Annotated in this window: 26 protein-coding genes; 9 read left to right on the top strand and 17 right to left on the bottom strand. The window is 61.7% G+C overall.

The window, feature by feature from the left end:
• Positions 1-150: 150 nt before the first annotated feature.
• The 14 genes from GQF02_RS02365 to GQF02_RS02300 all read right to left on the bottom strand — a co-directional run bounded on the left by GQF02_RS02365 (position 151) and on the right by GQF02_RS02300 (position 12082).
• A complete protein-coding gene (locus GQF02_RS02365) occupies positions 151-1131 on the bottom strand; it encodes a flagellar motor protein MotB (protein ID WP_160794537.1) in 981 nt (326 codons plus the stop codon).
• Between the two features lie 10 nt (positions 1132-1141).
• Entirely contained in the window at positions 1142-2008 is an 867-nt protein-coding gene (gene motA, locus GQF02_RS02360; RefSeq protein ID WP_124736326.1) for a flagellar motor stator protein MotA, read from the bottom strand.
• Between the two features lie 17 nt (positions 2009-2025).
• Positions 2026-2709 carry an RNA polymerase sigma factor FliA gene (gene fliA, locus GQF02_RS02355; protein WP_160794535.1) on the bottom strand — a complete coding sequence of 228 codons (684 nt, stop codon included), beginning with the start codon at positions 2707-2709 and terminating at the stop codon, positions 2026-2028.
• A 5-nt stretch (positions 2710-2714) separates the two neighbouring features.
• Entirely contained in the window at positions 2715-3161 is a 447-nt protein-coding gene (locus GQF02_RS02350) for a flagellar basal body-associated FliL family protein (RefSeq protein WP_124736324.1), read from the bottom strand.
• A gap of 8 nt (positions 3162-3169) precedes the next feature.
• Positions 3170-4264 (bottom strand): flagellar hook-length control protein FliK, encoded by a 1095-nt coding sequence (locus GQF02_RS02345; RefSeq protein WP_160794533.1) that lies wholly within the window; start codon positions 4262-4264, stop codon positions 3170-3172.
• Positions 4261-4542, bottom strand: coding sequence for a hypothetical protein (locus GQF02_RS02340; protein ID WP_124736323.1), 282 nt, complete (start codon positions 4540-4542; stop codon positions 4261-4263). The genes GQF02_RS02345 and GQF02_RS02340 overlap by 4 nt, the downstream gene beginning before the upstream one ends.
• The gene (fliS, locus tag GQF02_RS02335; RefSeq protein ID WP_124736322.1) at positions 4523-4921 is read right to left on the bottom strand and encodes a flagellar export chaperone FliS; all 399 of its coding nucleotides are present in this window, start codon (positions 4919-4921) and stop codon (positions 4523-4525) included. The genes GQF02_RS02340 and fliS overlap by 20 nt, the downstream gene beginning before the upstream one ends.
• Positions 4922-4946: 25 nt before the next feature.
• Positions 4947-6293, bottom strand: a complete 1347-nt coding sequence (fliD, locus tag GQF02_RS02330) for a flagellar filament capping protein FliD (RefSeq protein ID WP_160794531.1) — start codon at positions 6291-6293, stop codon at positions 4947-4949.
• Positions 6294-6421: 128 nt separating this feature from the next.
• A complete protein-coding gene (locus GQF02_RS02325) occupies positions 6422-6865 on the bottom strand; it encodes a flagellar export protein FliJ (RefSeq protein WP_160794529.1) in 444 nt (147 codons plus the stop codon).
• On the bottom strand, positions 6862-8172 hold the full coding sequence (fliI, locus tag GQF02_RS02320; protein ID WP_160794527.1) for a flagellar protein export ATPase FliI: 1311 nt from the start codon (positions 8170-8172) through the stop codon (positions 6862-6864). The genes GQF02_RS02325 and fliI overlap by 4 nt, the downstream gene beginning before the upstream one ends.
• Positions 8162-9031, bottom strand: coding sequence for a flagellar assembly protein FliH (fliH, locus tag GQF02_RS02315; protein WP_160794525.1), 870 nt, complete (start codon positions 9029-9031; stop codon positions 8162-8164). Before fliH ends, fliI begins: the two co-directional genes overlap by 11 nt.
• Positions 9028-10089: a flagellar motor switch protein FliG gene (locus GQF02_RS02310; protein ID WP_328698585.1), complete on the bottom strand. Its 1062-nt coding sequence runs from the start codon at positions 10087-10089 to the stop codon at positions 9028-9030. The genes fliH and GQF02_RS02310 overlap by 4 nt, the downstream gene beginning before the upstream one ends.
• Entirely contained in the window at positions 10070-11728 is a 1659-nt protein-coding gene (gene fliF / locus GQF02_RS02305; protein WP_160794523.1) for a flagellar basal-body MS-ring/collar protein FliF, read from the bottom strand. Before fliF ends, GQF02_RS02310 begins: the two co-directional genes overlap by 20 nt.
• Positions 11729-11746: 18 nt before the next feature.
• Positions 11747-12082, bottom strand: coding sequence for a flagellar hook-basal body complex protein FliE (locus tag GQF02_RS02300; RefSeq protein WP_160794521.1), 336 nt, complete (start codon positions 12080-12082; stop codon positions 11747-11749).
• A 230-nt stretch (positions 12083-12312) separates the two neighbouring features.
• Here GQF02_RS02300 and GQF02_RS02295 point away from each other — a divergent pair, with 230 nt between their 5' ends.
• Genes GQF02_RS02295 through GQF02_RS02265 form a run of 7 tightly spaced genes read left to right on the top strand, consistent with a single transcriptional unit; the run spans position 12313 to position 18560 of the window.
• Positions 12313-13179 carry a FliM/FliN family flagellar motor C-terminal domain-containing protein gene (locus GQF02_RS02295; protein WP_160794519.1) on the top strand — a complete coding sequence of 289 codons (867 nt, stop codon included), beginning with the start codon at positions 12313-12315 and terminating at the stop codon, positions 13177-13179.
• 10 nt (positions 13180-13189) lie between these two features.
• Entirely contained in the window at positions 13190-13537 is a 348-nt protein-coding gene (gene fliN / locus GQF02_RS02290; RefSeq protein WP_160794517.1) for a flagellar motor switch protein FliN, read from the top strand.
• Positions 13534-14283 (top strand): flagellar type III secretion system pore protein FliP, encoded by a 750-nt coding sequence (gene fliP / locus GQF02_RS02285; protein WP_160794515.1) that lies wholly within the window; start codon positions 13534-13536, stop codon positions 14281-14283. Before fliN ends, fliP begins: the two co-directional genes overlap by 4 nt.
• Complete coding sequence (fliQ, locus tag GQF02_RS02280) at positions 14283-14555, top strand: flagellar biosynthesis protein FliQ (RefSeq protein ID WP_124736314.1); 273 nt, start codon at positions 14283-14285, stop codon at positions 14553-14555. The genes fliP and fliQ overlap by 1 nt, the downstream gene beginning before the upstream one ends.
• Positions 14556-15338, top strand: a complete 783-nt coding sequence (fliR, locus tag GQF02_RS02275; RefSeq protein WP_160794513.1) for a flagellar biosynthetic protein FliR — start codon at positions 14556-14558, stop codon at positions 15336-15338.
• A complete protein-coding gene (gene flhB, locus GQF02_RS02270; protein WP_124736312.1) occupies positions 15331-16473 on the top strand; it encodes a flagellar type III secretion system protein FlhB in 1143 nt (380 codons plus the stop codon). Before fliR ends, flhB begins: the two co-directional genes overlap by 8 nt.
• Positions 16470-18560 (top strand): flagellar biosynthesis protein FlhA, encoded by a 2091-nt coding sequence (locus tag GQF02_RS02265; RefSeq protein WP_160794511.1) that lies wholly within the window; start codon positions 16470-16472, stop codon positions 18558-18560. Before flhB ends, GQF02_RS02265 begins: the two co-directional genes overlap by 4 nt.
• On the opposite strand, the gene GQF02_RS02260 is transcribed toward GQF02_RS02265, so the two are convergent.
• Positions 18535-19497 carry a hypothetical protein gene (locus GQF02_RS02260; protein ID WP_160794509.1) on the bottom strand — a complete coding sequence of 321 codons (963 nt, stop codon included), beginning with the start codon at positions 19495-19497 and terminating at the stop codon, positions 18535-18537. The two genes, GQF02_RS02265 and GQF02_RS02260, sit on opposite strands and share 26 nt — an antisense overlap.
• A gap of 75 nt (positions 19498-19572) precedes the next feature.
• Positions 19573-20406, bottom strand: a complete 834-nt coding sequence (locus tag GQF02_RS02255) for a flagellin N-terminal helical domain-containing protein (RefSeq protein WP_160794507.1) — start codon at positions 20404-20406, stop codon at positions 19573-19575.
• Between the two features lie 240 nt (positions 20407-20646).
• Here GQF02_RS02255 and GQF02_RS02250 point away from each other — a divergent pair, with 240 nt between their 5' ends.
• The gene (locus GQF02_RS02250; RefSeq protein WP_160794505.1) at positions 20647-22116 is read left to right on the top strand and encodes a ferritin family protein; all 1470 of its coding nucleotides are present in this window, start codon (positions 20647-20649) and stop codon (positions 22114-22116) included.
• Positions 22117-22154: 38 nt separating this feature from the next.
• Complete coding sequence (locus GQF02_RS02245) at positions 22155-23288, top strand: alpha-hydroxy acid oxidase (protein ID WP_160794503.1); 1134 nt, start codon at positions 22155-22157, stop codon at positions 23286-23288.
• A gap of 76 nt (positions 23289-23364) precedes the next feature.
• Here GQF02_RS02245 and GQF02_RS02240 read toward each other — a convergent pair whose 3' ends face one another.
• Entirely contained in the window at positions 23365-23526 is a 162-nt protein-coding gene (locus tag GQF02_RS02240; RefSeq protein WP_160794501.1) for a hypothetical protein, read from the bottom strand.
• Positions 23527-23621: the final 95 nt, after the last annotated feature.

Genomic DNA, 23621 nt, shown 5'->3' with positions numbered 1-23621 from the left:
AATCATGCGGCTTTTCACTAGCATTTTTTAACAATAACGGGTATTGATAACCAAGGCTTGCGATAATACCGCAGATAATGACATGTATGTAACAAAATATTTAAAACTGCTATTTTCCTATTGCATTGCAACAACACGCTTAGCCAGCCATCAATGCACCTTGACCAGGCGTTCTTGCAGTACCGAGGCTGGAACCACATCCGGCCGGGCCGAGTTGACGCCCGGCATCAATGCTTCCGTCCGCCCGGGCATGCCGAACATGGCGGACACCTGATGTGCCTGCTCTGTCGTCAACACCAGCATCTCGATACGCCGGTTGACCACCGCTGCCGGGTTCGCACGGTCCAGCGGTGCCCTGTCCGCCATGCCGACCACTTGCAAGATGCTGTCCTTAGGCATGCCGCCATCCAGCAAATGGGCACGGGCGGTCATCGCCCGATTGCTGGACAAACTCCAGTTGGAAAAAGCGGCATGACTCTGGTTGCGGAACTGCAGCGAGTCGGTATGCCCGACGATCAGCAACTGGTTTTCTATGCCACGAAACATCGTCCCCATCCTGACCAGCAACAGGCGAAAACGCTCATTGATCGCTGAACTGCTGCGTTCAAACATCCCCTGCTCATCGGTGTCATGCAGCAGGATGCGCAAGCCATAAGGCGTGACCACCGCCTGCATATTGCCGGCCAGCCCGGCTTCGATCGAAAGCGTCGTCATCATGCGCGCCAGTTTCTGCATCGCCTGCTCGGAGTCAACACGCTGGCGCGCCCCCGCAGAATCGTTCAGCGCCGAGGGCTGGCTGCTGCTCTTGACCTGGGTCTGGGCACGGCTGTCGCTTTGCGGCTGACCCGGAATCGGGTCACGCGGAATCAGGCTGCCTTTAGGATTGCCCGCGTGATCCAGTCGTACCGAACCACCTTCCGCCGTCATGGTCGCACCGCCCGCGTTCAATACCTTTTCCAGATTTTCCTGATCGCGTGCCGCCAGTACCCACAGCACCATAAAGAGACACATCAGCGCCAGTACGAAATCGGCAAAAGCGACCTTCCAAGCCCCGCCATGGCCGGCATCGCTTCCGCGTTTGGAGACTCTCCTGATAATGGTGCTTTCGTGGTGCTCGTCTTTTCTGGCCATTGCCCGCTCCTTAGCTCACGCCTTCGAGCGCATTAATCCACAATTCCAGTTGCGAGAAGCTGGGCTTGGTATTGAGCTGCACCAGACGACGGCCGGCATCGATGGCCAACAGCGGCGGTTTGCCCGCCACATGGGTGACCAGCACCACCTTGACCGATTCGAAATTGGACATTTCTTCCTTCACCTGCTGGTGCATCATATTGCACAAGGGATCAAGCACCCCATAACAGAAGAAAATACCGATAAAGGTCCCCACCATCGCCGCGCCCACCTTGGCAGCGATTTCGCCAGCCGTTGCGCCGGCGCCTACACTGTTCATCGCCATCACGATACCCAGCACCGCAGCCAGAATCCCGAAGCCGGGCATGCCCTCGGAAATCTTGTGCAACGATTTGGATGGCTGCTCCAGCTCCTCCTCGATGGATTCGATTTCGTGGTCCAGCACCCCTTCAAGCTCGTGGGCATTGATCTTGCCCATGGCCATCAGGCGGAAGTTATCAACGATAAAGGCCATTAATTTCGGCTCGTCCAACACCAGCGGATAGCGGGTAAACAACGGGCTTTGCGCCGGATTTTCCACATGTTCGTCCAGCGCCTTCAGGCCCTGGCTGGCGGTAATCAGCAGCTCATACATCAATAGCAACAGCTGGCGCTGAAATTCGGCACCTTGTTTTTTGTGCAGGATGACACGCTTGAGCTGGCCGACCATTTCCTTGAGTACATGACCGGGGTTGCCCAGCACGATGGCCCCCAAGGCTGCGCCGCAAATGATCAGCAATTCGATCGGCTGCCACAATACCGCCAAGGAGCCGCCATGGATCATGAAGCCGCCGAATACGCAGGCGAGGACAATGAAAATACCGAGTAGTTGCTGCATGTTTTGCTTTCAGGGGGTCAGGCGGCAAGCCGCATTTTCATTTTTTTCAGCGCGGCCTTGTTGATCTGGCATACACGTGCCTCGGTCAGATCGAGCACCAGCGCGATCTCCTTGAGGCTCAGGTCGAATTCGTAATACAGCTGGATCACACGTTGTTCGCGCTCATCCAGCAAGCGCAAGGCTTGTGCCAGACTCAAGCGGTCCAGCAAGGCCTCATCCGGACGCGACATCCCCCCCGGCTCATGCCCGGCCGCCAACAGCTCGTCCAGGCTGGCCATAGCCTCGGCACTCTCGGCCTGCATGGCGTGCCCATATGCCTGCGCGCTCAGCCCCAGCAAGGCACAAGCCTCGGCCTCGCCAGGCTCGTGTCCGAGCTTGCGCGTCAGCTCGCGCAAACCATCGCGTACCTTGTGCGCATCCTGACGCACTGCACGCGGCCGCCAGTCCAGGCGGCGCAACTCGTCCAGAATCGCACCGCGTACGCGCAAGACGGCAAAGCCGGCAAAACGCTCATCCGGCACGCCATAACGCCGCAGCGACTCCAGCAAGGCCATCAGGCCTATTTGTTCCATATCCTCGCGCTCGATCACGGCCGCACACTGCGAAGACAGTTGGCGCACGATGCGTTTGACCAGCGGCAAATAGGCATCCAGCTGGCTGCCTTCGTCCTGCAACACCGTTTCGGCGTAATCGGCGTACATGCGCGCTACTCGATGATCAGCTTGGCAACCATGACCTCGGAGAACGGCATCGGCCGCCCTTCACCGGCAAACGTCGCCTTGTAGGCCTGAGCCAGGCGCTGCTGGAAAGCATCGACGCTCATGGAGCTGGCTTGCGCCGCGCCCAGCTGCGACAGGGAACGCACGGCAATACTGCGGAAAAACGGCAATTGTGCCTTGACCTCGGCCTCTTGCTTGTCCGATGTGCGAAACACCAGATCTATCGCCATAAACTGCTGGCTTGCCCCTTCGCTACCCTTGAGCATGACGATAACCTTGTCCAGACTGACAAAACGGCCATCCTTGACCACGGGTGCCGCCGGCTCTGCCGCCTTGGCATGTGCGGAGGCCCCCATCCAGAAGTACATGCCGCCGCCACCTGCCAGCACCGCCACCAGGGCCGCCACTACGCCGATTACTACCGATTTATTCATGAAAAACCTCAGACCCTGCTGAAACCCTGCCCCAGCTCGAACACCTCACCGGGGATATCTGCCTCGGCCAGCGCCTTGCCTGGCGTCTGCCCGCTCTGCTGCTGCCCACCTTGTCGTCCATGCCCTTGACTTGTGCCGGCCTGACCTTCACGCACATCAACGCTGACCTGGGAGAACTGGCGCTGCGCCAGATCCTGGCGCAAGCCCTCACCGATGGACTGCAACTGCCGGACTACATCAGGGTTGGAGGCCGTGAGCTGTACCGACAGCCCGCCACTCTCATGCCGTATGCTGATTTCCAGCGCACCCAGCCTCGGCGGATCCAGCCTGATCAGCGCCTTATCCATGCCATGAGCGCTTTGAAGCTGCAGCCGCTCGCCCAATGCGCTACGCAAGGACTCGCCCCAACTGGCGCTCTTGCCGGCATCAAGCGTGAGCGGTGCCCACTCCGGCAATGGTGCAGCCACCGCCTTGGAGCCCGTCAGCCAGGGCATCCCCGCATCGCTGGCACCGGCCTGCCTGTTCATCTCGCCATCGGCGAGCGCTAGCGGCAAGGAAGGCGAAAACCTAGGCGCAATTTCGCCAGACAATACGGAGGACGAATCCGCCCCCTGTGCCGGCACAGACTGCGGACTCGGCTGAGCAGGCGCTGCCGCCTGGCGCAATAAATGGGAAGCAAAATCCGTCGCCGGCAACCCGTATGACAAAGCAGCGCCAAGAGCCGTCTCGCCCGCACGAACCGGGACAGCGGCCTGCGCGGCTGCATGCCGGCTCTCGATAGCCACACCCTCAACACCCTGATCTGCCGGCAACACGCCCGGCTCTGCCTGTACCTCCCTGGGGGGCATCATGGCGATGGCCACCATGGTCATGGCGGGCAATGCAGGTGCAGGCACGGCCATACCGTTAGCGCCTTCAAGCAGAGGGGACTCCGGCTTGGGCTCGGTTTCTTCGCCAGGGCGCTGCTCTTCCTGCGGCAAATTTGCCAGCAAACCGGAAAAGAGCAGATCGTCCGGACTCGCTGCGTCGCAGGATGCGACAGGCGGTGTGGCGGGCACGGCTTCCGGGCGCGCCGGCACCACAGACAAGGCAGGCGACATCATAAAAGCTCCGGCTCACTGAAAAGTGCATAAGCTTGCTGCCCCTCGCGTGAGGAGGCCAGCAGTGCCATTTCCCGCGCCAGCTGTGCGCTATGGGCGCTGCAAATGGCGGCGGCTTCGCGATATGCCTCACGCAAAGCCAGCAATAAGGCCCGCTCGCGCGTGACGTCGGGCTGGGCAAGATAATGCTGCAACTGCAAATCCAGCTGTGCCAGCCGCGTCCAGTCACACGCTTCGGCCGCATGGATCAGTGCGCCCGGGTCAGGGGTGAGCGGCTTCATGCTGATCCCTTACCCCGATCCAGCCGCCCTTAAGCTGGGCCAGCAAAGCCAGAACCTCATCAATCTGCCCCACCTCCAGCTTGACGCTTGCGTCATACAGCCGGTAGGCACAGTAATCGTAAAGGCGGGCCAGATTGGTCACGACCTCGCCACCGCTATCAAAATCCAGTGCACCGGACAGGCCGTTCAGGATATTGATGCACTTGGTAATGCTGTCGCCCTTTTCCTCGTAGCGGCCGTGCTCGATATGGGCCCGCGCCCGCGCCAGCTCTTCCATCAGTCCGTCAAACAACACCAGCACCAGCTCGACCGGCGATGCCTGACTGGTCTGCGACTCCAGATTTACTGCGTGATAATTGCGATACGCCTCGTAATCCATTTTCCCGCCCCTTGCCTCTGGCGCATCAAACGCCCAGATTGCTGTTCAACATTTCCACGGTTTTAGCCATCTGCGTCTGCAACTGCTGCAGCTGACTGTACTGCTTGAGATAGCGCTGGTAAGCCTGGTCGTAATCCTGGTCGATACGGCTCTGGCGCTTGTCCAGATCGGCCTTGAGCCCGGTTTCGGAATCCCTGCGCTGTTTGAGCACACCCTTGGTCGAGCTCAGCCAGGTATCCAGATAGCTGCTACCGGCTTTAAGCAGGCCGCCAGATGCCGTCGTGCCGTTAAAAAAACTGTCCAGCGCATCCGGCTTGCTGTCCAGAAGCTTGCCCAACTTGCTTTTGTCCAGCGTCAGTGTGCCGTCACGCGCGGCGCTGATACCCATGTCCGACAATTTGACCCCGCCGAAATCCTGGCGGATCAGGCTGTTCAGCCGCTCACGCAGCGCACGCACACTGGCGTCCGAGGCAAAGGCGCCGGCCGCCTGCCCCTTTTCGGCATTGCCGGCCACCGTCAGGCTATTGATGTTTTTGAGCAGCGCGTTATAGCCGTCGACAAAGCCCTGCACATTGGCTGCAGTATCGGTGTCGCTGCGCGCAACATTCAGCACCAGCGGTGCATCACCCGCACCCTGTGCCTTGCTCAGGTTCAGGGTGACGCCATCCACGACGGCAAAGGCATTGCTCGCCTGAGTCAGCTTGACCCCGGTACCCTTCGCCCCCATCCACACCACCGCATCCCTGGCCTCGGTCAGCTGCTTGGGTGCCGTGAGCGCACCCGCCAGCGCGGCATTGCCTGAGCTTAGCGTGATCGTATTGGCCGCCCCGGTCTGGCCTGCCGACAAGATCAGCGTACTGCTGCCGTCCTGCCCGGTCACCACGCCGGCACTGACCTTGCCGGCATTGTCCTTATGCTGGTTGATGGCGCGTGCAATCTCGGTGGACGACAAGCCGGAGACACCATCGGTATCCGCATCCTTCAAGGAAATCGAAAAGCTCTTTGCCCCCACATTCACCGTCAGGGTTTCGCCGCTCGCCACCGCCAGCCCGTTGGGCGGCACAAAGCTGATCTGGTGCGCGCTGGCCACCTGCTCGACAAACAGCGAATAGCGGCCGCCCTGAGCCTTGCCGGTCGCAGTTGCCGTGGCGGCGCCATCGGGCGAGACGGTTGCGCTCATCGCCAGCATATTTTTCTTGGCACCCAGCCCATCCAGTGCACTACGGAAATCCTGCAGCGATTTTTGCAAGCTGGCGAGGGCATCGCTGCGTCCCTTGCTGGCCTTGCTCTGCATATCAAGCTGCGCTTTCGCGCCTTGCACATAGTAGGTGGCCATCTGGCTGGCCATCTGGGCGGGATTGAAGTCGGTCATAGCAATATCCTGTTCGGGCAGTCCACCATAGTGTTAACTAGCGACCAAACACGCTGTTTTCTTGAATTTTTACTAAAACAATTAAGCCACTTAATAAAACCATCCTGTTTATCCTGCGCACTTGCCGGCTAAAAGCGAGGTGTCTGGCGCTGCCAGCTCAGGCCGGCCGCTTCGTCCGCATGCTTTTGCTCGCGCCGCTCCATCTCGCGCAGCAGGTGGCGTGCCGCAGCATCATGCACCTGCGCCATCGCCTCGCGTTTTAACCGCGCAGCCAGCAGACTCTGACGACTCAGCTCGGCATCGGCTTCCGACAAGGCCAGATCCTGCTGCTGGCTGAGTTTGATCTGGCTAAGCTGCCCCTTGTAGGCCGACATATTCATCGCCTGCGAACTGCTGAACACTGCCTGGCCTGCCGATGGCGGCGCACCCAGTTGCTCCAGCAGACTGATATTGTTGCGGTAACGCTGCAGCAAGGCATGCTTGGTTTTAAGCTCGTCGGCCGCGCGCTCTACCTCCCGCTGCCGCACCCCCACCATCACGTTCAAGGCTTGCAAACTGCGCGCTTTGCTCATGCGACAATCTCCTGCAACTGTTGCCAGCTATCGGCCAGCGATGCGCCCGTGTCGGCATCCTGACGCAATAAACCCTCTATCGCCGGCAGCAGGGATAAAGCGCGGTCGGTATCGCGATCAGCACCGGCGACATAGGCACCCAGCGGCAGCAATGCCCTGACTTCCTGATAACGCGCCCACATCGCCTTCAGCGCTTGCGCCGACAATTTCACCTCGCGCGGCACCACCTGCCCCATGCAGCGACTGACCGAAGCGGCAATATCGATGGCCGGATAATGGCCGCGCTCGGCCAGTTCGCGCGTCAGTACGATATGGCCATCAAGAATGGCACGCGCGGTATCGACCACCGGGTCCTGCTGGTCATCACCCTCGGCCAATACGGTGTAGATCGCGCTCATGCTGCCCGTACTCCCTTCGCCATTGCCGGCACTTTCGGCCAGCGCCGGCAACATGCCGAATACCGAAGGCGGATAACCGCGCGTGGCGGGCGGTTCGCCCAGTGCCAGCGCCACTTCGCGCTGCGCCATCGCATAGCGCGTCAGCGAATCCACCAGTAGCAGCACGTTCTGCCCCTGATCGCGAAAATGGGCGGCAATGGTGTGGCACAACTCGGTCGCCTTCAGGCGCATCAAGGGCGACTCGTCTGCCGGCGCCACCACCAGTACTGCCTTGGCCAGGCCTTGTGCACCCAGCGCATGCTCGACAAACTCGCGCACCTCGCGCCCGCGCTCGCCGATCAGGCCCACCACGACCACCTCGGCTTCGGTGTGGCGCGTCATCATGCCCAGCAGCACGCTCTTGCCGACCCCTGAACCGGCAAACAGGCCGACACGCTGACCGCGCCCCAGTGTCAGCATCGCGTTGATGGCACGCACGCCGACATCCAGCGGCGTATCCACCGCACGTTTTTTAAGCGGATTGATGCGTGGCGGATGTGCCGCCAGCGGCATGTCCCCGCCTAGGCGACCCATTTCGTCCAGCGGCTCGCCCAGTCCGTTGACAATGCGCCCGAGCCAGGACGGCCCTATCATCAGGCCGCCGGCATCCGGTGCCGGCTTGACCCGGGCGCCCGTCATCAAACCGACCGGTTTTTTGAATGGCATCAGATACGAGACTTCGCGCCTGAAACCCACTGCCTGCGCGTCCAGCCACTCGCCGCGCGCCGTTTCAATCAGGCAACGCTGCCCGGTTTCCAGCGGACAGCCCACACTTTCCAGCAGCAAGCCGGACACGCCGATCAGGCGACCGGTCACACTGGCCATCGGTACACTGGCAAGGTCAAGTTGCCCCAGCGCATCACGCAGCATCGTCAGCCCCCGCTTGCGCCTTGCTGCGAGCCTTGCTGCGCTTGGCCGGGGCAGCCGTCGCCTCGGCCTCGGTCTGCAGCTTGGTTTTCACAGCCGGCGCAGCCTTGGCCGGCGCACGCTTGCGCGCGCTGGCGGTATCGGTTGTCGCAGCCGGAGCAAGCGCCTCTGGCGCCAGCGCAACCGGAGGCATCTCGCTGCCGTCTGGCGGCAAGGTGGCCAATTGCGTACGTACCTTGTCCAGGCAAGCATCCAGTCGCTGACGACAGCCGGCATCGGCTTCTATTTCAGGAGTGCGGATACGGCATTCACCGGGCGGCAATTTGGCATCGGCCAGCAAATGCCACTGACTGGCCCGCTCCGGCGCCAGCTCGCGAATACGCTCGTATTCCTCGCTGTTTAAGGCGATCTCCACCTCGCCCTTGACCAGAGGCAAGGCAGCCAGGGTTTCCTCGACCAGCACCAGAATCTGTGCCGGACGCAAAGTCAGCTCGCAGCGAATAACCTGACGTGCCACCCGGTCAACCAGATCCACCACGCCTTCGCGCAAAAAAGCCTGATAGTCGTCACAGGTGTGGCGCAATGAGGCCGCCGCCGCATCCAGCGGCGCGGCCAGTGCCAGCAAGCTGGCCAGCGCCTGCTGGCGCCCCTGTTCCAGCCCTTCCTGATAGCCGGCGCGCTGGCCGGCCTCGCGCCCGGCAGCCTCGCCCGCGGCCAGACCCTCGTGGTAGCCGGCATCCATGCCCTGACGGAAACCGTCGGCCACCGAGGCCTGCACCTGCGCGACATCGCCACTGGCAAAAGCGGGAGGCAACTCGCCCTGCACCAGCGGCGGAAAGCGGAAAGAACGCCAGCTCTTCACTCGACGACTTCCTCGGGAAACAGCTGCAGGTCGATTTCACCATTGGCCGCCATTTCCTTGACCAGCTCCATAATCTCGCCGCGCACATCTTCGATGCGGCTCTTGGGCACCGGCCCCAGACGGCGCATCTGGCCCTCGAAGTTCTGTGCCTGGCGTCGCGGCATGGTCTGGATAATGGCGTCGCGCACCGCAGGCTCGGCGCCCTTGAGCGCGATGGCCCACATTTCGAGCGAAACGTCTTCGCAGATGCGCGCAATCACCGTTTCGGTCTGGCGCGACAAAACGAAGAAGTCGTACATCCGCGACTCGATTTCGGACACGATCTTCGGGTCATGCGCGCGCAGTAGCTCGATCATGCGGCCACGATCCCCCGACATGCGGTTGATAATGTCGGCCGTCTGCTGCATGCCCTCGACACCGGTGCTTTGCGTATGCAAGCTGGCCAGGCAGCGGTTGACCAATTCCTCCAGCTCCAGCAGCAGGTCTCTGTCCACATCTTTTAAACGGGCAATATTGACCAGCACCCGGTCATGGCAGGCTTCGGGCAGGGCATCCAGCACCTGGCCTGCCAGCGCCGGCGGCAAAAAAGCCAGAAACAGCGCCTGCATGCGCACATGCTCATGCGCGATACGGTCGGCCAGCCATTGCGGCGACACCCACTGCAGGCGCGCCATCTTGGGACGTATGGCATCGCCGTAGATCTGGTCGAGTACCGAGTTGGCAATATCGCTGCCCAATGCCAGATCCAGCGAACGCTTGAGGAAGGCGCGGCTGGCACCATGTACGCCGCTTTGCTCGCGGTACTCGTCGAAGAATTTCTGGATCGAGGTTTTGACGGTATCGACCTTGATCCCGCTTAAGCCGCTCATCACCTGCGTCACCTGCAGCAATTCCTCGCGGTTCAGACAGCGCAACACGGCTGCCGCAGGCTCTTCCCCCATGCACAACAAAAGAATGGCGGCCTGCTCGACCGGAGACAAGGCATGCTCCTGCGTCTCGGCTGCGGCCAGTGCCGCCGTTGCGGCATTCATGCCGCCATTAAGACTGCTGTTGTCCACTTTTCTGCACCCATTGTTTCACCACCTCGGCCACCCGCTCCGGCTCCTTGGCCGCCAGATCCTTCAGATGGTCGACCAGTACATCGACTGACGAGCCCGCCGGTGGCAGATCATAGTTTTCCAGCAGGGGCACGACCGCCCCTACCCGCCCAGACGCCGGTGCCAGTGCCGCACCCTGCCCATCCGGCGTCACTCCCAGCGCGGCCGGCATCTCGGCCGGCAATTCGCGCTCGGGCGCGCTGCCGGCAAGCGGGGACGCCTGACGACGCAACAGCGCGAGCACGGGTTTCAGCAGCAACAGATAGGCCAGCAAGGCTGCCACGGCCCAGCCCAGCATACGCAGGCCCTCATACCACACTGCCGGGTCCATCCAGAACGGTTCGGCCGGCACTTCGGGACGGAAATCCAGACTGCTGACCAGCAAGGTATCGCCGCGCCGGGTATCAAAACCCAGGCCGTTTTTCAGTACCGCTTCGATATTGGCGATTTGTGCCGGCGTCCAGCGTTTGCCGTCCGGGGCCGCGCGCTGGTTCAGCACCACCGCCACATTCAGGCGGCGCAACTGGCCACGGGCACGTTTGATCTGGGTGATATTGCGGTCGTAAGCATACTGGCGCGTGGTGGCCTGGCGGCTGGCGCCCAGCTTTTCACCGGCCGGTGCAGAAGCGCTGGTATCGATGGGCTGGTTGCTCAGTGAACCGGGAATCCCGACCATGGGCGCATTGGCCGAGGTTTCCGCGCGCGAAGCCTCGTTGGTGACCTTTGGCGCCTCGCCATACTGCTCGCGCGTCTCCTCCACCCTGTCGTTGTCGACATCGGCGGTCACGCTCAAGCGGTAATTGCCTTCGCCCAGACTGGCACCCAGCAAGGCGCGCACATTATCGGCAACCTCGCCCTTGATGCGGCGCGCCGCCTCGCTGTCCTTGCCCTGCACCAGGCCTTCGGACAGATCCACCCGCGCCGACAGCAAGTTGCCGGCCTGATCGACCAGGGTCACGCTGCCCTCGGGCAGCGTCGATACACTGCCCGACACCAGCTTGATCACGGCGGCCACCTGCTCGTCGCTCAGGGTCTGGCCGTTTTTCAGAGTCAGCACCACAGAGGCCGAAGCCTTGCTATCGGCGGCTCCGACAAAAGAGGTGCTCTTGGGTAGCGACAGGTGGACACGCGCAGCCTTGACCGGATCCAGCGCCAGCATGCTTTGCACCAGTTCGCCCTCCAGGCCGCGGCGAAAGCGCACATCCTGCACAAACTGGCTGACCCCGAGCGGGTCTTGCTGATCCATGATTTCCAGACCGGATGGCAGACGTGCCACCACCCCTTTGGACGCCAGCGCCATACGCGCGCGCCCCAGCACCGCATCCGGCACCAGCACCTGCCCGCTTTGCGGATGCAGGCGATAGGGAATCTGCTCGCCGTCCAGCACCGCCATCATGTCGGCGGCGGCGATTTTTTCATCGGCGCCAAACACCGGCTTATAACTGGCGTCGTCGCGCCACAACCAGAACACCACCGCCAGCGTCACCAGCGCGCACAGCGCCAGCATGGGCAAGGCATAGCGCAAGGAGGAAGCAGATACGGACCATGCCGGCGCGCGCGCGCGCCAGGCTTCAAAACCGTTACGCAATCGGGAAATCAAGGCAGGCTCCACAAAGAATCAGACCGGCATCTTGATCAGGTCATCCACCGCACTGACGACTTTGTTGCGCACCTGGGTCAGCATGGAGAACGACAGGCCGGCCTCCTGACTCAGTATCATCGCGCCCACCAGATCATTGCTGCGGCCGCTGTCCACCTCGGTCATCTTGTCCGAGGCCTCGCGCCCCTGCGCGTCCACGCTCTGCAGCGCAGCCATCATGGCATCGGAAAAGCTGTGCGAATCCGCCGCGCTTTCAGGCTGGCTGGCGATATTGGCCGGCTGCGCCAGCGTCGCCATATCGCGCAAGATAGCGGACTGCCCGCTGAGTAACATCAAGCCCGGATTGGTGAGCATGCGCATCCTTACAGACATAAGAGAAAGGTTTGCCATGCCACCTTTATGACGGCATGGTTTACTGCGCCGCAGTTTAAACTTACTTCTATCTTCTATACGCGTGAATTTTCACAGACCCTTACGTGAATTTTCACCTCATCTACCCGCTCTGCATTCAGTAAGATGCTCATCCATGCAACACGTCCGCGCCCGCGAGCCTGACTGCCCTCTCCTGCCAACTTGAAGAAGCCATGCCCAAAGCCAAGATCCTGAGCCCGGAACAAGCGGCACGCGTCCAGCCACTGGACGCCACCACATTAGGCCGGCCTTTTCATCAGCTCCCCCTGCTGATGCCGCTGATTGAAGCCCGGGTCCACGAATTTGTCAGAAGCGAACTGAGCCAGCGCTATCGCGCCGCCTTAGTGCTGGACAGCATGCACTATACGCGCGAAGTCAGCACCTGCCCGCGCTGGAGCTGGCACCGGGTCGGCAGCAGCAGCATAGGCGTGCATATCGAACGCCCGTTGCTGCTGCGCATACTCGACTGCCGCTATGGCGGACGCACGGCGCAAACGGATGCGCCCCAGACCGAGCAGCCCGAGACCGAAACCGAATTTCGTCTGGCCCGGATGCTGGGCGCGACGCTGGCACCCTTGCTGCCCGAATTCATTGCCCAGTCCTGTGGCGATACCCCGCTTCCGCTGCCCCCCGCCCAGCACCTGCCTGTCGCCCCCGGCAGCACGCCGGTCTTTGCGCTGATCCTGCAACTGAGCGAAAACGATGGCAGCCCTTGCGGGGCAATCCGTCTCAGCCTTGACCGCGACAGCCTGGACCGCCTGCTCCGGGCCAGCAGCACGCACCTTGCACCACGCCCGGCAAGCGCGTCCGGCGCGCAAGGCCCTCATTTCGGCGAGACCCTCAGGCTGCGCCTGCAAGCCCGGCTACAACCCCAGAGTCTGAGTCTGGGTGAAGTCCTTGATTTGCGGGTCGGCCAGATTATCCCTGCCCTGCACCCGGGTTCAGCCCATGTCCATATCGGACGCAGCCGTTTGTTCCGCGCCAGCGTGGTCGAACACGAAGGCAGGCTGTGCCTGACCTCCTTTACCGATGAAGAATGAAGCCCACATAATGGAAAAAAACGATCTGGAAGAACTCGACAATCTGCTGGACCGGCTGGATACGCCACCCGCCGAAGCCCCCGTCGCTTCCGCAGCACCGCGCGATATGAGCGGCTTGCTGCGGCGGATTCCGGTTACGCTGACGCTGGAAGTCGGTGAAGCAGAGATTTCGCTGGCGGACCTGGCTGCAGTGAATACCGGCTCGGTGATCGAGCTGGACAAGCAGGCCGGCGAGGCGCTGGACATCCGCGTCAACGGCACCCTGATCGGCCGGGCCGAAGTGGTGATCTGCGGCGAAAATTACGGTTTGCGCATTACCGAGCTGAACAATCTGGGCCTGGACGCACTCTCTTCATGAAGTCGCTTTCCCGTACGCACTATCTGGCCGGTGCGCTTGCCCTGATGCCGCTGGCCGCAGGTGCCGCCGGCACGCTGGATTTGCTTAGCGCCAATGCAGCCGGCACCCAGATCGACTTTACGGTCAAAACGCAGATCCTGATTCTGCTGACCCTGCTTGGCCTGTTGCCGGTGCTGGTGCTGATGATGACCAGCTTTACCCGCTTCGTCATCGTGCTGTCGCTGCTGCGTCTGGCACTGGGTCTGCAGCAGGGCCTGCCCAACCGCATCGTGACCGGGGTCGCGCTGATCCTGACTTTGCTGGTGATGCGCCCGATCGGCCTTGAAGTCTGGGACAAGGCCATGGTGCCGTTCGATCAGGACAAGATCACCATGCAGCAGGCTCTCACTGTCGCGCAAGAGCCGATGTCGCGCTTTATGCTGGCGCAAACCAGCAAGACGGCGCTGGCGCAAATTGCCCGCCTGTCGGGCGAGGCGCATATCACCGAGCCCAAGCAACACGCTTTTGTCGTCAAGCTGGCCGCTTTTTTACTGTCCGAACTGAAAACCGCCTTCCAGATCGGCTGCATGCTGTTTATTCCGTTTCTGGTGATCGATCTGGTGGTGGCCAGCGTGCTGATGGCCATGGGCATGATGATGCTGTCGCCGCTGGTGATCTCCCTGCCGCTCAAGCTCTTGCTGTTCGTGCTGGTTGATGGCTGGTCGCTGACGGTCAATACGCTGGTTTCCAGCATACAGGCCTACTGATGCTGACCCCGGAAATCGCCGTCGACCTGGTCCACGACAGCCTGGCCGTCATCGTGACGCTGGTGGTGCTGCTGGTGCTGCCCTCGCTGCTGGTCGGCGTGCTGGTCAGCCTGTTTCAGGCGGCCACCCAGATCAACGAGCAAACCCTGTCTTTTCTGCCGCGCCTCTTGGCCACCTTGCTGACCATTGCGCTGGCCGGGCACTGGATCACGACCTACCTGATGGATTTTTGCGTGGATATGTTCAATCGTGCCGCCACCCTGGTGGGCTAGATGGAAGGTCTGTTTCCCAAACTGCTGCAATGGCTGCCCATGCTGTGGTGGCCGTTCTGCCGCTTCATCGCCACCTTGTCGGTCGCCCCCTTTGTCGGGGAGACCGCTACCCCCATGCGCGCCCGCGTCGCCATCGCATTGGTGCTGGCAATGATTAGTGCACCGGCCATGCGCGATATGGCGCCGATCGATCCGTTTTCGCTGGCCGGCATCGCCGCCGCGCTGGGCGAGGTCATTATCGGCCTGCTGTTCGGATTGTCCCTGCAACTGGTGATGGTCGTGCTGTCGCTGCTGGGTTTTTTGCTGTCCTCGCAGATGGCCTTGTCCATGGCCACCCTGAACGATCCGGGCAATGGCAGCTCCAGCGATGTGCTTTCCACCTTGCTCTATCTGTTTGGGGCACTGCTGTTTTTTACCATGGATGCGCATCTGGTGCTGGTGGAAGTCATCTACCGCAGTTTTGCCTTGTGGCCCGCTGGCGGCGGCATCCCGCCGCAAGCCATGCTGCAGGTGGTACTGGGGGTGGGCTGGGCCATGTCGGCTGCCCTGTTGCTGGCGCTGCCGGCCATCTTCGCCACCTTCGTCGTGCAAATGGGGTTCGGCCTGATCAACCGCGTGGCACCGGCACTCAACCTGTTTTCCCTGGGCTTTCCGCTGGTGACCCTGTTCGGACTGATGACGCTAACCCTGGTGGCCACCTTGTTGCCCGGCCACTATGTGCGTCTGTGCCAGCAGATCTTCGGACTGTGGGAACGCATGCTGACAGGAGGCGCGCTTGGCTGAGAGCACCAGCGGCGACAAGAGCGAAAAGGCCACCCCGCATAAACTGCGCGAGGCACGCAAAAAAGGCCAGGTACCGCGCTCGCGCGATCTGGCCAGCGCCATCGGCTTGCTGGCTGCGCTCAAGCTGTATGCCTTGCTGATGCCCAGCTGGCTGACGGATTTTCACAGCCTGTTTGCGCTGGCTTTTGCCCCTTTGGGCGGCAGCGGCACACTGGACAATAGTTTCTCGCTGCTGTTTTCCGGCTCGCTTATCCTGCTGGCCGGCATGTTGCTGCCGCTGGCGGCCATTCCGCTGACCATTATCCTGTTTTCCATGCTGCCCGGCGGCTGGGTGTTTGCTGCCACCCATTTCTTCCCCAAGCTGGAGCGCATGAACCCGCTGGCCCATTTCGGCCGTATCGCCTCGGCCCAGCACGCCAGCGAAACCGGCAAATCCATCGTCAAGGCGCTGGTGCTGGGCGCAGTATTGTGGAGCGTGGCCCATCGTGCCATGAATGATTTTTTCGCCCTTAAGGGTGCCACGCTGGACGCGACCCTGATCCATAGCCTGGCCGTGTTTACCGATGCGCTGATGTCGCTGATTCTGCTGTTTGTCGCCTTTGCGCTGATTGATGTCCCGCTGCAAAGCTGGCTGTTTGCCCGCCAGCAAAAGATGAGCAAGCAGGAGATCAAGGACGAATACAAGAGCACCGAAGGCCGCCCGGAAATCAAGCAGCGCATCCGCCAGATCCAGCAGCAAATGGCGCAGCGTGGCGTGCGTAAAAGCCTGCCCGGTGCCGATGTGGTGATCGTCAACCCCAGCCACTATGCGGTCGCGCTCAAGTATGAAGAGACGCGTGCCGAGGCCCCGTTCCTGATCGCCAAGGGCATGGATGAAATGGCGCTGTATATCCGCGCCCAGGCACTCGAACTGGGCATCGAAGTGATCGAAATTCCGCCGCTGGCGCGGGCCTGTTATCACACCACCCAGGTCAACCAGCAAATCCCGACACCGCTTTACCGTGCCGTCGCCCTGGTGCTGAACCATGTACTGCAACTGAAAGCCTTTCGTAGCGGCAAGCGCCGCAACGCGCCCGTCCTGCCGGACAGCCTGCCCGTACCACGCGAAATGAGCGAACCGCGAGAACCGAAATGAACCTGCCTACCCGCATCATCAACGAGTTAAGCCGCCTGAAGGTAGCCGCGCCGATTTTCCTGCTGGCCATCCTCGCCATGGTGATCCTGCCCTTGCCGCCGCTGGCGCTGGACATCCTGTTCACCTTCAATATCGTGCTGGCCATTCTGGTGATTCTGGTCAGCGTCTCGGCCAGACGGCCGCTGGACTTCTCGGTGTTCCCCACCATTATTCTGGCGACGACGCTGATGCGGCTGACGCTGAACGTCGCCTCGACCCGGGTGGTCTTGCTCAACGGCCATGAAGGCACCGATGCCGCCGGGCGCGTGATCGAGGCCTTCGGCCATGTGGTGATAGGCGGCAACTTCGTGGTCGGTCTGGTGGTATTCGTGATCCTGATGATTATCAACTTCATCGTGATCACCAAGGGCGCGGAACGCATCTCGGAAGTCTCGGCCCGCTTTACGCTGGATGCGTTACCGGGCAAGCAGATGGCGATCGATGCCGATCTCAATGCCGGCCTGATCAATCAGGAAGGCGCGCAGCAGCGGCGCAAGGATGTGGCGGCCGAGGCCGACTTCTACGGCGCCATGGATGGCGCATCCAAGTTCGTGCGCGGCGATGCCATTGCCGGCATCCTGATCCTGATCATCAATATGGTGGGCGGGGTCGCCATCGGCGCGCTGATGCACGATATGGGCTTTGCCGACGCCTTCCGCCAGTATGCGCTGATGACCATCGGTGACGGCCTGGTGGCGCAGATCCCGGCGCTGTTGCTGTCGTCGGCGGCCGCCATTATCGTCACCCGTGTCAGCGACGACGGCGACATGCAACAGCAGATCGGCGGCCAGTTGCTGGCCTCGCCAACCGTACTGCTTAGCGCCGCCGGCATGATGTTCGTGCTGGCCATCATCCCCGGCATGCCGTGGCCCACCTTTATCGCCTTTGCCGCCCTGCTCGCCTTTGTCGGCTGGCGCATGCAGAAAAACCGCCACGAACCGCCAGCCAGGGCCGATATCGCCGAAATCCGTCAGGCGCTCGCCGGCGATGCCGAGCCGCCGCTGGACTGGCACGCCCTGCCCTATACCGACATGCTGTCGGTCATGCTGGGCTACCGTCTGGTCGGGCTGATCGACCAGGCACAAGGCGCACCGCTAAGCAAGCGGGTGCGCGGCGTGCGCCAGACCCTGAGCGAAGCGATGGGCGTGCTGCTGCCGGCCATTACCCTGCGCGACAACCTGCGCCTGAAACCGACCCAGTACGCCATCCTTATCGGTGGCAATACTGTAGCCGAGGCCGAGGTTCACCCCGAGCGCCTGATGGCCATCCCCTCGCCCCAGGTCTATGGCCAGCTCGACGGCATCCCCGGCATCGACCCGGCCTATCTGATGCCGGTCACCTGGATAGAAAACGGCGACAAGGCGCATGCGCTGGGTCTGGGTTATCAGGTCGTCGACTGCCCGAGCGTGATCGCCACCCACCTGAACAAGGTGATGCGCGAGCAGATGAGCGAGCTGTTTACGCTGGATGATGTGGCGGCGCTGAACGAGCGCCTGTCGACGCTGGCCCCCAAGCTGGCGGCGGCACTGGCGCAAGCCTTGACCCAGGGCCAGCAATTGCGCGTCTTCCGCCAGTTGCTGACCGAAGGCGTGTCGCTCAAGGACATCATACCGGTCGCCACCACCCTGACCGAGGTCGCGGAAAACGGCAAGGATCCCATCTTGCTGGCGGCCGAGGTGCGCTGCACCCTCAGGCGCCAGATCGTGCAGGCCATTCTCGGCCCCCATGCCGAAATGAAGGCCTTCAACCTGACCCCCGAGCTGGAAAACATGCTGCTCTCCTCGCTGACCCAGTCGCAACAAAGCGGCAAGGCTGCGCTCGACAGTTTCCCGGTCGACCCGAATGTGCTGCAGCAGCTGCAGGTCAATATGCCGGTGATACGCGACCAGATGAAGCAGCACGCCACCGCCCCCATCTTGCTGGTGATGCCGCAGATTCGCCCCATCCTGGCGCGCTACGGCCGCCTGTTTGCCCCTGGGCTGAATGTGCTGTCCTACAACGAAGTGCCGGAAAACCGCGAAGTCAGCCTGATCGGGACGCTGGGCTAAACGCCGCCAGCGCCGGGCTGCAAGCCAGCACCGTCAGCACCGCCACCTCAAACAAGGGCAGCGGCAAAGGCCGGGATGCCATTGCCGGCAAACGGCAGCCAGGCAACAGGCGCGGCGGCCCGCTTTGCACGATATGGCAGGCCAGCAGCGCAAGGCCGGCCTGACGCAAGGCACTGCGGATGGCAGGCAAGCGCGATGTCAGCCAGACGCAACCTGGCACCGACGCAGCCAGCAGCAGCGCCACCCCGCCACCATGGGCACGCAACACCAGCCGTACCAGCCCGGCCTCCTCCAGCTCGATTTCCAGCACCAGATCGGCCAGTGCAAGCGGCAACGCACCACCGGCCTCCGCCTCGCGCTCGGCCAGATCAAGGCGCACGCGTGGCCCGCCCCATAGCCAGAACGGCAGGCTCAGCGGCAAGGCCGGCGCCGCAGGCGTCTCGGGCAAGCCGCCGCCCGCCTGCAGCCAGGCGGCAGAAAAATGCCGCTGCTCGCGCAAAACCTGACGCTGGCTTTCGGCCAGCAGCGCACCGGACAAGGCTGTTTGCCAGTCTTGCGCCAATTGCGCCGGTGCCGGCGTCTTGCGCTGCAATAACGGCGCGCTGGCGGCATCCTGAACCCAGGCACGCCCGCCGGCTTCGGGCGGTGCCAGCGCAGCCTGATCGCTCGCGCGCTGCGGCCAGGCCAGCTCCAGCCGCGGCGACACCGCACGCACCACGAACGGCCAGAGCGAACCAGGCGCAGGGGAAGGCAGATAGGCCGGCCAGCGCAAGCTGACACTCACCCCTTCGCCTTGCAGCAATACCGTACCGTCGGCCTGATGCGCCATCAGCATCAGCTTGAGCAGCTCGCCCGGACGCAACAGCACATCGCCGTCGCGGCTACGCACCGCAATCGGCGGCAAGGCGGCACTGACCGCCATAATGCGTTCACCCATACATTCCCCGCATGAAAAAAGCCGGCGCCAAACAGGCAACCGGCTTGATCAATCAAGACGCCAAGCGTCTATGGCTTACTGCAGCAGCGACATTGCCAGCTGGCTCATCGAGCCGGACTGCTTCAGCATCGAGGTGCCGGCCTGCATCAGCATCTGCTTGGAAGTCATGCTGGCCGATTCGGACGCGTAGTCGGTATCCATGATGCGGCCCTTGGCCATCAGGGTATTGTTATTGACGTTAGCCAGGTTGTTGTATACGTGCTGCAAGCGGTTGGCACCTGCACCAAGGTCCGAGCGCACATCACTGATGGCTTTCAACGCGGTGTCAGCAAGGCCGATTGCGGCGTTAGCAGCAGCATCCAAGTCACCACCTTTCAGGGCATCCGTTGCCGTTTTCATCGTGCCCAACTTGGTGGACACGTCAAAAGCATATTTCTCGGCGCCATCGGCACCAATCTGGAAGGTGACTGCACCCTTGCCAAACCCAGCAGCCGCATCCAATAGCTTCTCGCCACCAAACTTGGTATTACCGACAATATTGTCAACTTCCAAAGCCAGAGCATTAAACTCGGTTTCCATTGCGGTACGATCTGCGGCCGAGCTGGCACCATCCGCAGCCTGGGTCGCCAGATCCTTCATCCGCAGGGTGATATTGGATACTTCGTTCAGCGCGCCTTCGGCAGTCTGCATCATCGAAGTGGCGTTCTGGGTGTTGCGCATGGCAACCGACATGCCGCGGCTCTGGGCATCCAGACGGGTAGCGATCTGCAGGCCGGCTGCGTCGTCCATTGCACTGTTGATGCGCAAGCCGGTACCCAGACGGGTCATAGAAGTGGACAGTCCACTCTGGTTGGCGTTGAGGTTGCTCTTGGTAAACAGCGATGCGGCGTTGGTGTGCAGGCTCAGCATGATAGATTTCTCCGGTTTTGTTATCAATTGAGGCACTCATTCCAGCGCCTTCACTGATACAAGACGACCGGCTTGCAGCAACACTTAAATCCGGCCGCTAAATTTTTTACTCGCATCTTCCACAGCCGGACAAATACGGTTTTCAAGTGCCCACTACAAAATAATCGCGGACTTTACCAACACGACGCTATAGCCTGCATAATGATATGATTTCATCATTTCCAGCCCCGCAAGCCTGCCGTGACCGATCTGACCCTGCCCTCGCTGCCTTTTTTACTGTCACCGGCCAGCCCCGAACCGCTGCTGCCCCGCTTTCCGTCCACGACCGCACTGGACGCGGATGAAGCGGCGCGGGTTCTGCTGCTCTGGCTGGACAAGGTCGGCAATTGCCCGCTGTCGGCCGACACTTTGCAGTTGTCGCTGCAAGCGGCGCGCACCACCAGCAGCCGTCTGCAAACCCGGCTTGATGCGCTGGCACGCGAGCGCAGCCGTGACGACGCAGAGGCCGGCAGCCACTTGCAGGCGCTCGCCCTGCAGCTTGAAATCGCCCTGCATCAGGGTTACAAACGGCTGGCCATGCTGCGCGACCGCAGCGGTGGCGGCTGGCTCGCCAGCAGCAAGCCGCGCGTGGAAGCGCTGGCGCAGGCTCTGGATAGCGCCTGGCAGCTACAGCTTTATTTCACCCGCCATCATGCCCAACTGCCTGCCGGCTTCTGGCTGGATTGCCATCAAATCTATGCCCATATCGCGGCCAAGAACTGGGCACAAAAAACGGCCGGAGAGCCCGCCATCACGCTGGCCGCCCGCTATGCGGCCATCTTGCTGACCGGTTTGATCGCCAGCAACGGCATGGACCAGGCGTCACTGAACGCCTTTATTCCGTTAATGCAGGAAGAAGCCCGCCATCTGCAACTGCTGGCCGCGACGGGCGAGTTGCCGGAAGAGGGAGGCTTTGTCTTCAGCAGTGCCGGCGACACCCCGCCCCGCTTTATCACCGACTGGCCCGCGCGCAAAGCGCCCGGCCCATGGTGGCAGCTGGATTTGGCCACACTACTGGATAGCTTGCAGGCGCGGCTGCAAGCCCTGCCCGAACCGGTATCGCAAATCCAGCTACAGTTGCTGCTGCAACTGCAGCAAAACTGGCGCCACCCGGCACGGCGGCGTCACCGCCGGCGTAGGCGCCTGGAAAGCAATAAGCTGCGCCTGTTAAGTTCGCTGCCCGACTGCTGGGCGGCACTGGCCGCAGAAGCCACAGCGGCAGCAGGTGAAGACACTGGCGCGCCGGAACTGCTTGTAGTCGATCTGAGCCTGTCCGGTGTCCAGTTGCAAGGCGAAGGCCGGCTGTACCATATACAACCGGGCGAGGTGATACTGATCAGCAGCAAACCGCGCCACTGGCGCTGCGGCATCGTGCGCCGCATCAACAGCCATGATGCGCAAACCTGGTACGGCATCGAATACATGGGCAAACAGCCGCAAGCCGTGGAAATACGCCCCGATAACTCGCTCGGCACGAGCTGGCAACAGGCCATCATGCTAAAAGCCAGCCTGCGCCATAGCGGCTGCGGCTTGCTGCTGATGGCAGGACGCGCGTTCAACACCCTGCGCCCGTTCATTGTCCGCCATGGCGCACAGGAAATCGCCATTCAGGCCACCCGTTTGCTGATGCAAAACACCCACTACCAGCTATTCGAATACAAAAACCAGTAGGCGGTGACAACTGCCCAAACCCTCAGCGGACCTAAACCATGCCCGTGATTACCTGTGTGGAAGACCTGCGCCAACTGGCGCAAAAACGCGTACCCAAAGCCTTTTACGACTACGCCGACAGTGGTGCCTACACCGAAAGCACCTACCGCAGCAACAGTAGCGATCTGGCGGCTATCAAGCTGCGCCAGCGCGTCGCCATCAATGTGGAAACACGCAGCACTGCCACCACCTTGCTAGGCCAGCCGGTGCGGATGCCAGTAGTCATCGCGCCGACCGGGCTGGCCGGCATGCAATGGGCCGATGGCGAAATCCTCGGTGCCCGCGCGGCCGAAAAATTCGGCATCCCGTTTACCCTGTCGACCATGAGCATCTGCTCGATTGAAGACGTAGCCGCCGCCACCCGCCAGCCGTTCTGGTTCCAGCTATATGTAATGCGCGACCGTGGCTTTATCCGCGCCCTGATCCAGCGCGCCAAGGCCGCCCGCTGCTCGGCGCTGGTGCTGACGCTGGATCTGCAAATTCTCGGCCAGCGCCACAAGGATCTGAAAAACGGCATGTCGGTGCCGCCCAAGCTGACGCTGGCCAATATTCTGGACATCGGCTCCAAACCCGCCTGGGCGCTGCGCGCGCTGCGCGGGCGCAAAACCTTCGGCAACCTGGCCGGTCATGTTGCCGGTGGCGGCGATATCGTGTCGCTCAGCCAGTGGACGGCCCAACAGTTCGACCCGACGCTCAGCTGGGACGATGTGGCGTGGATCAAGCAGGAATGGGGCGGCAAACTGATCTTGAAAGGCATACTGGATGTCGAAGATGCCAGGCTGGCGGTCGCCACCGGCGCCGACGCCATCGTGGTCAGCAACCATGGCGGGCGCCAGCTGGATGGCGCCATGTCATCGATCGCCGCCCTGCCCGCTATTGTCGATGCGGTAGGCTCGGAGATTGAAGTCTGGTTCGATGGCGGCATCCGCAGTGGACAAGACATTCTCAAAGCCACGGCTCTGGGTGCCAAAGCCAGCATGATTGGGCGGGCATTCCTGTATGGGCTGGGGGCAATGGGTGAAGAAGGCGTCACCCGCATGCTGGAAATTTTGCATAAGGAACTGGATGTCAGCATGGCACTCACCGGCAAACAGACCATCCGCGATATCGGCCCGGATATTCTGGTGCGCTAAGCGGCAAGCCCCCCGCCACAACCGTTTGCGCATCGGCAGCAAGACAGCGGGGGGCAAAATTGGATGCTGATTGACATCAGATCGGCTTCACCAGTCTGGATGCGGCGCTCTTTTCATCGGCTCGGGCCTGACGAATGAAGTAGGCGATGAGCCAACCGAATTTGGCCAGTGCGGCCACGATAGCGGTGATGCTCATTAAACCCGCTTGGGAAAGAAAGAGTTCGCTGAAGATTTGCATTTTAGGCTCCTGGTGCCGGCGCGATAGGGCCGGCGACAGCGCCATCTTCGCCAACCGGAATTAACCCGGGCTTAAGCGCGCAATATCAAATGTTA

This window comes from Craterilacuibacter sinensis (genome assembly GCF_009831765.1).
Classification (GTDB): domain Bacteria; phylum Pseudomonadota; class Gammaproteobacteria; order Burkholderiales; family Chromobacteriaceae; genus Craterilacuibacter; species Craterilacuibacter sinensis.
The sequence above is the reverse complement of the archived record's forward strand: the minus strand, read 5'-3'. Positions and strand labels throughout refer to the sequence as shown.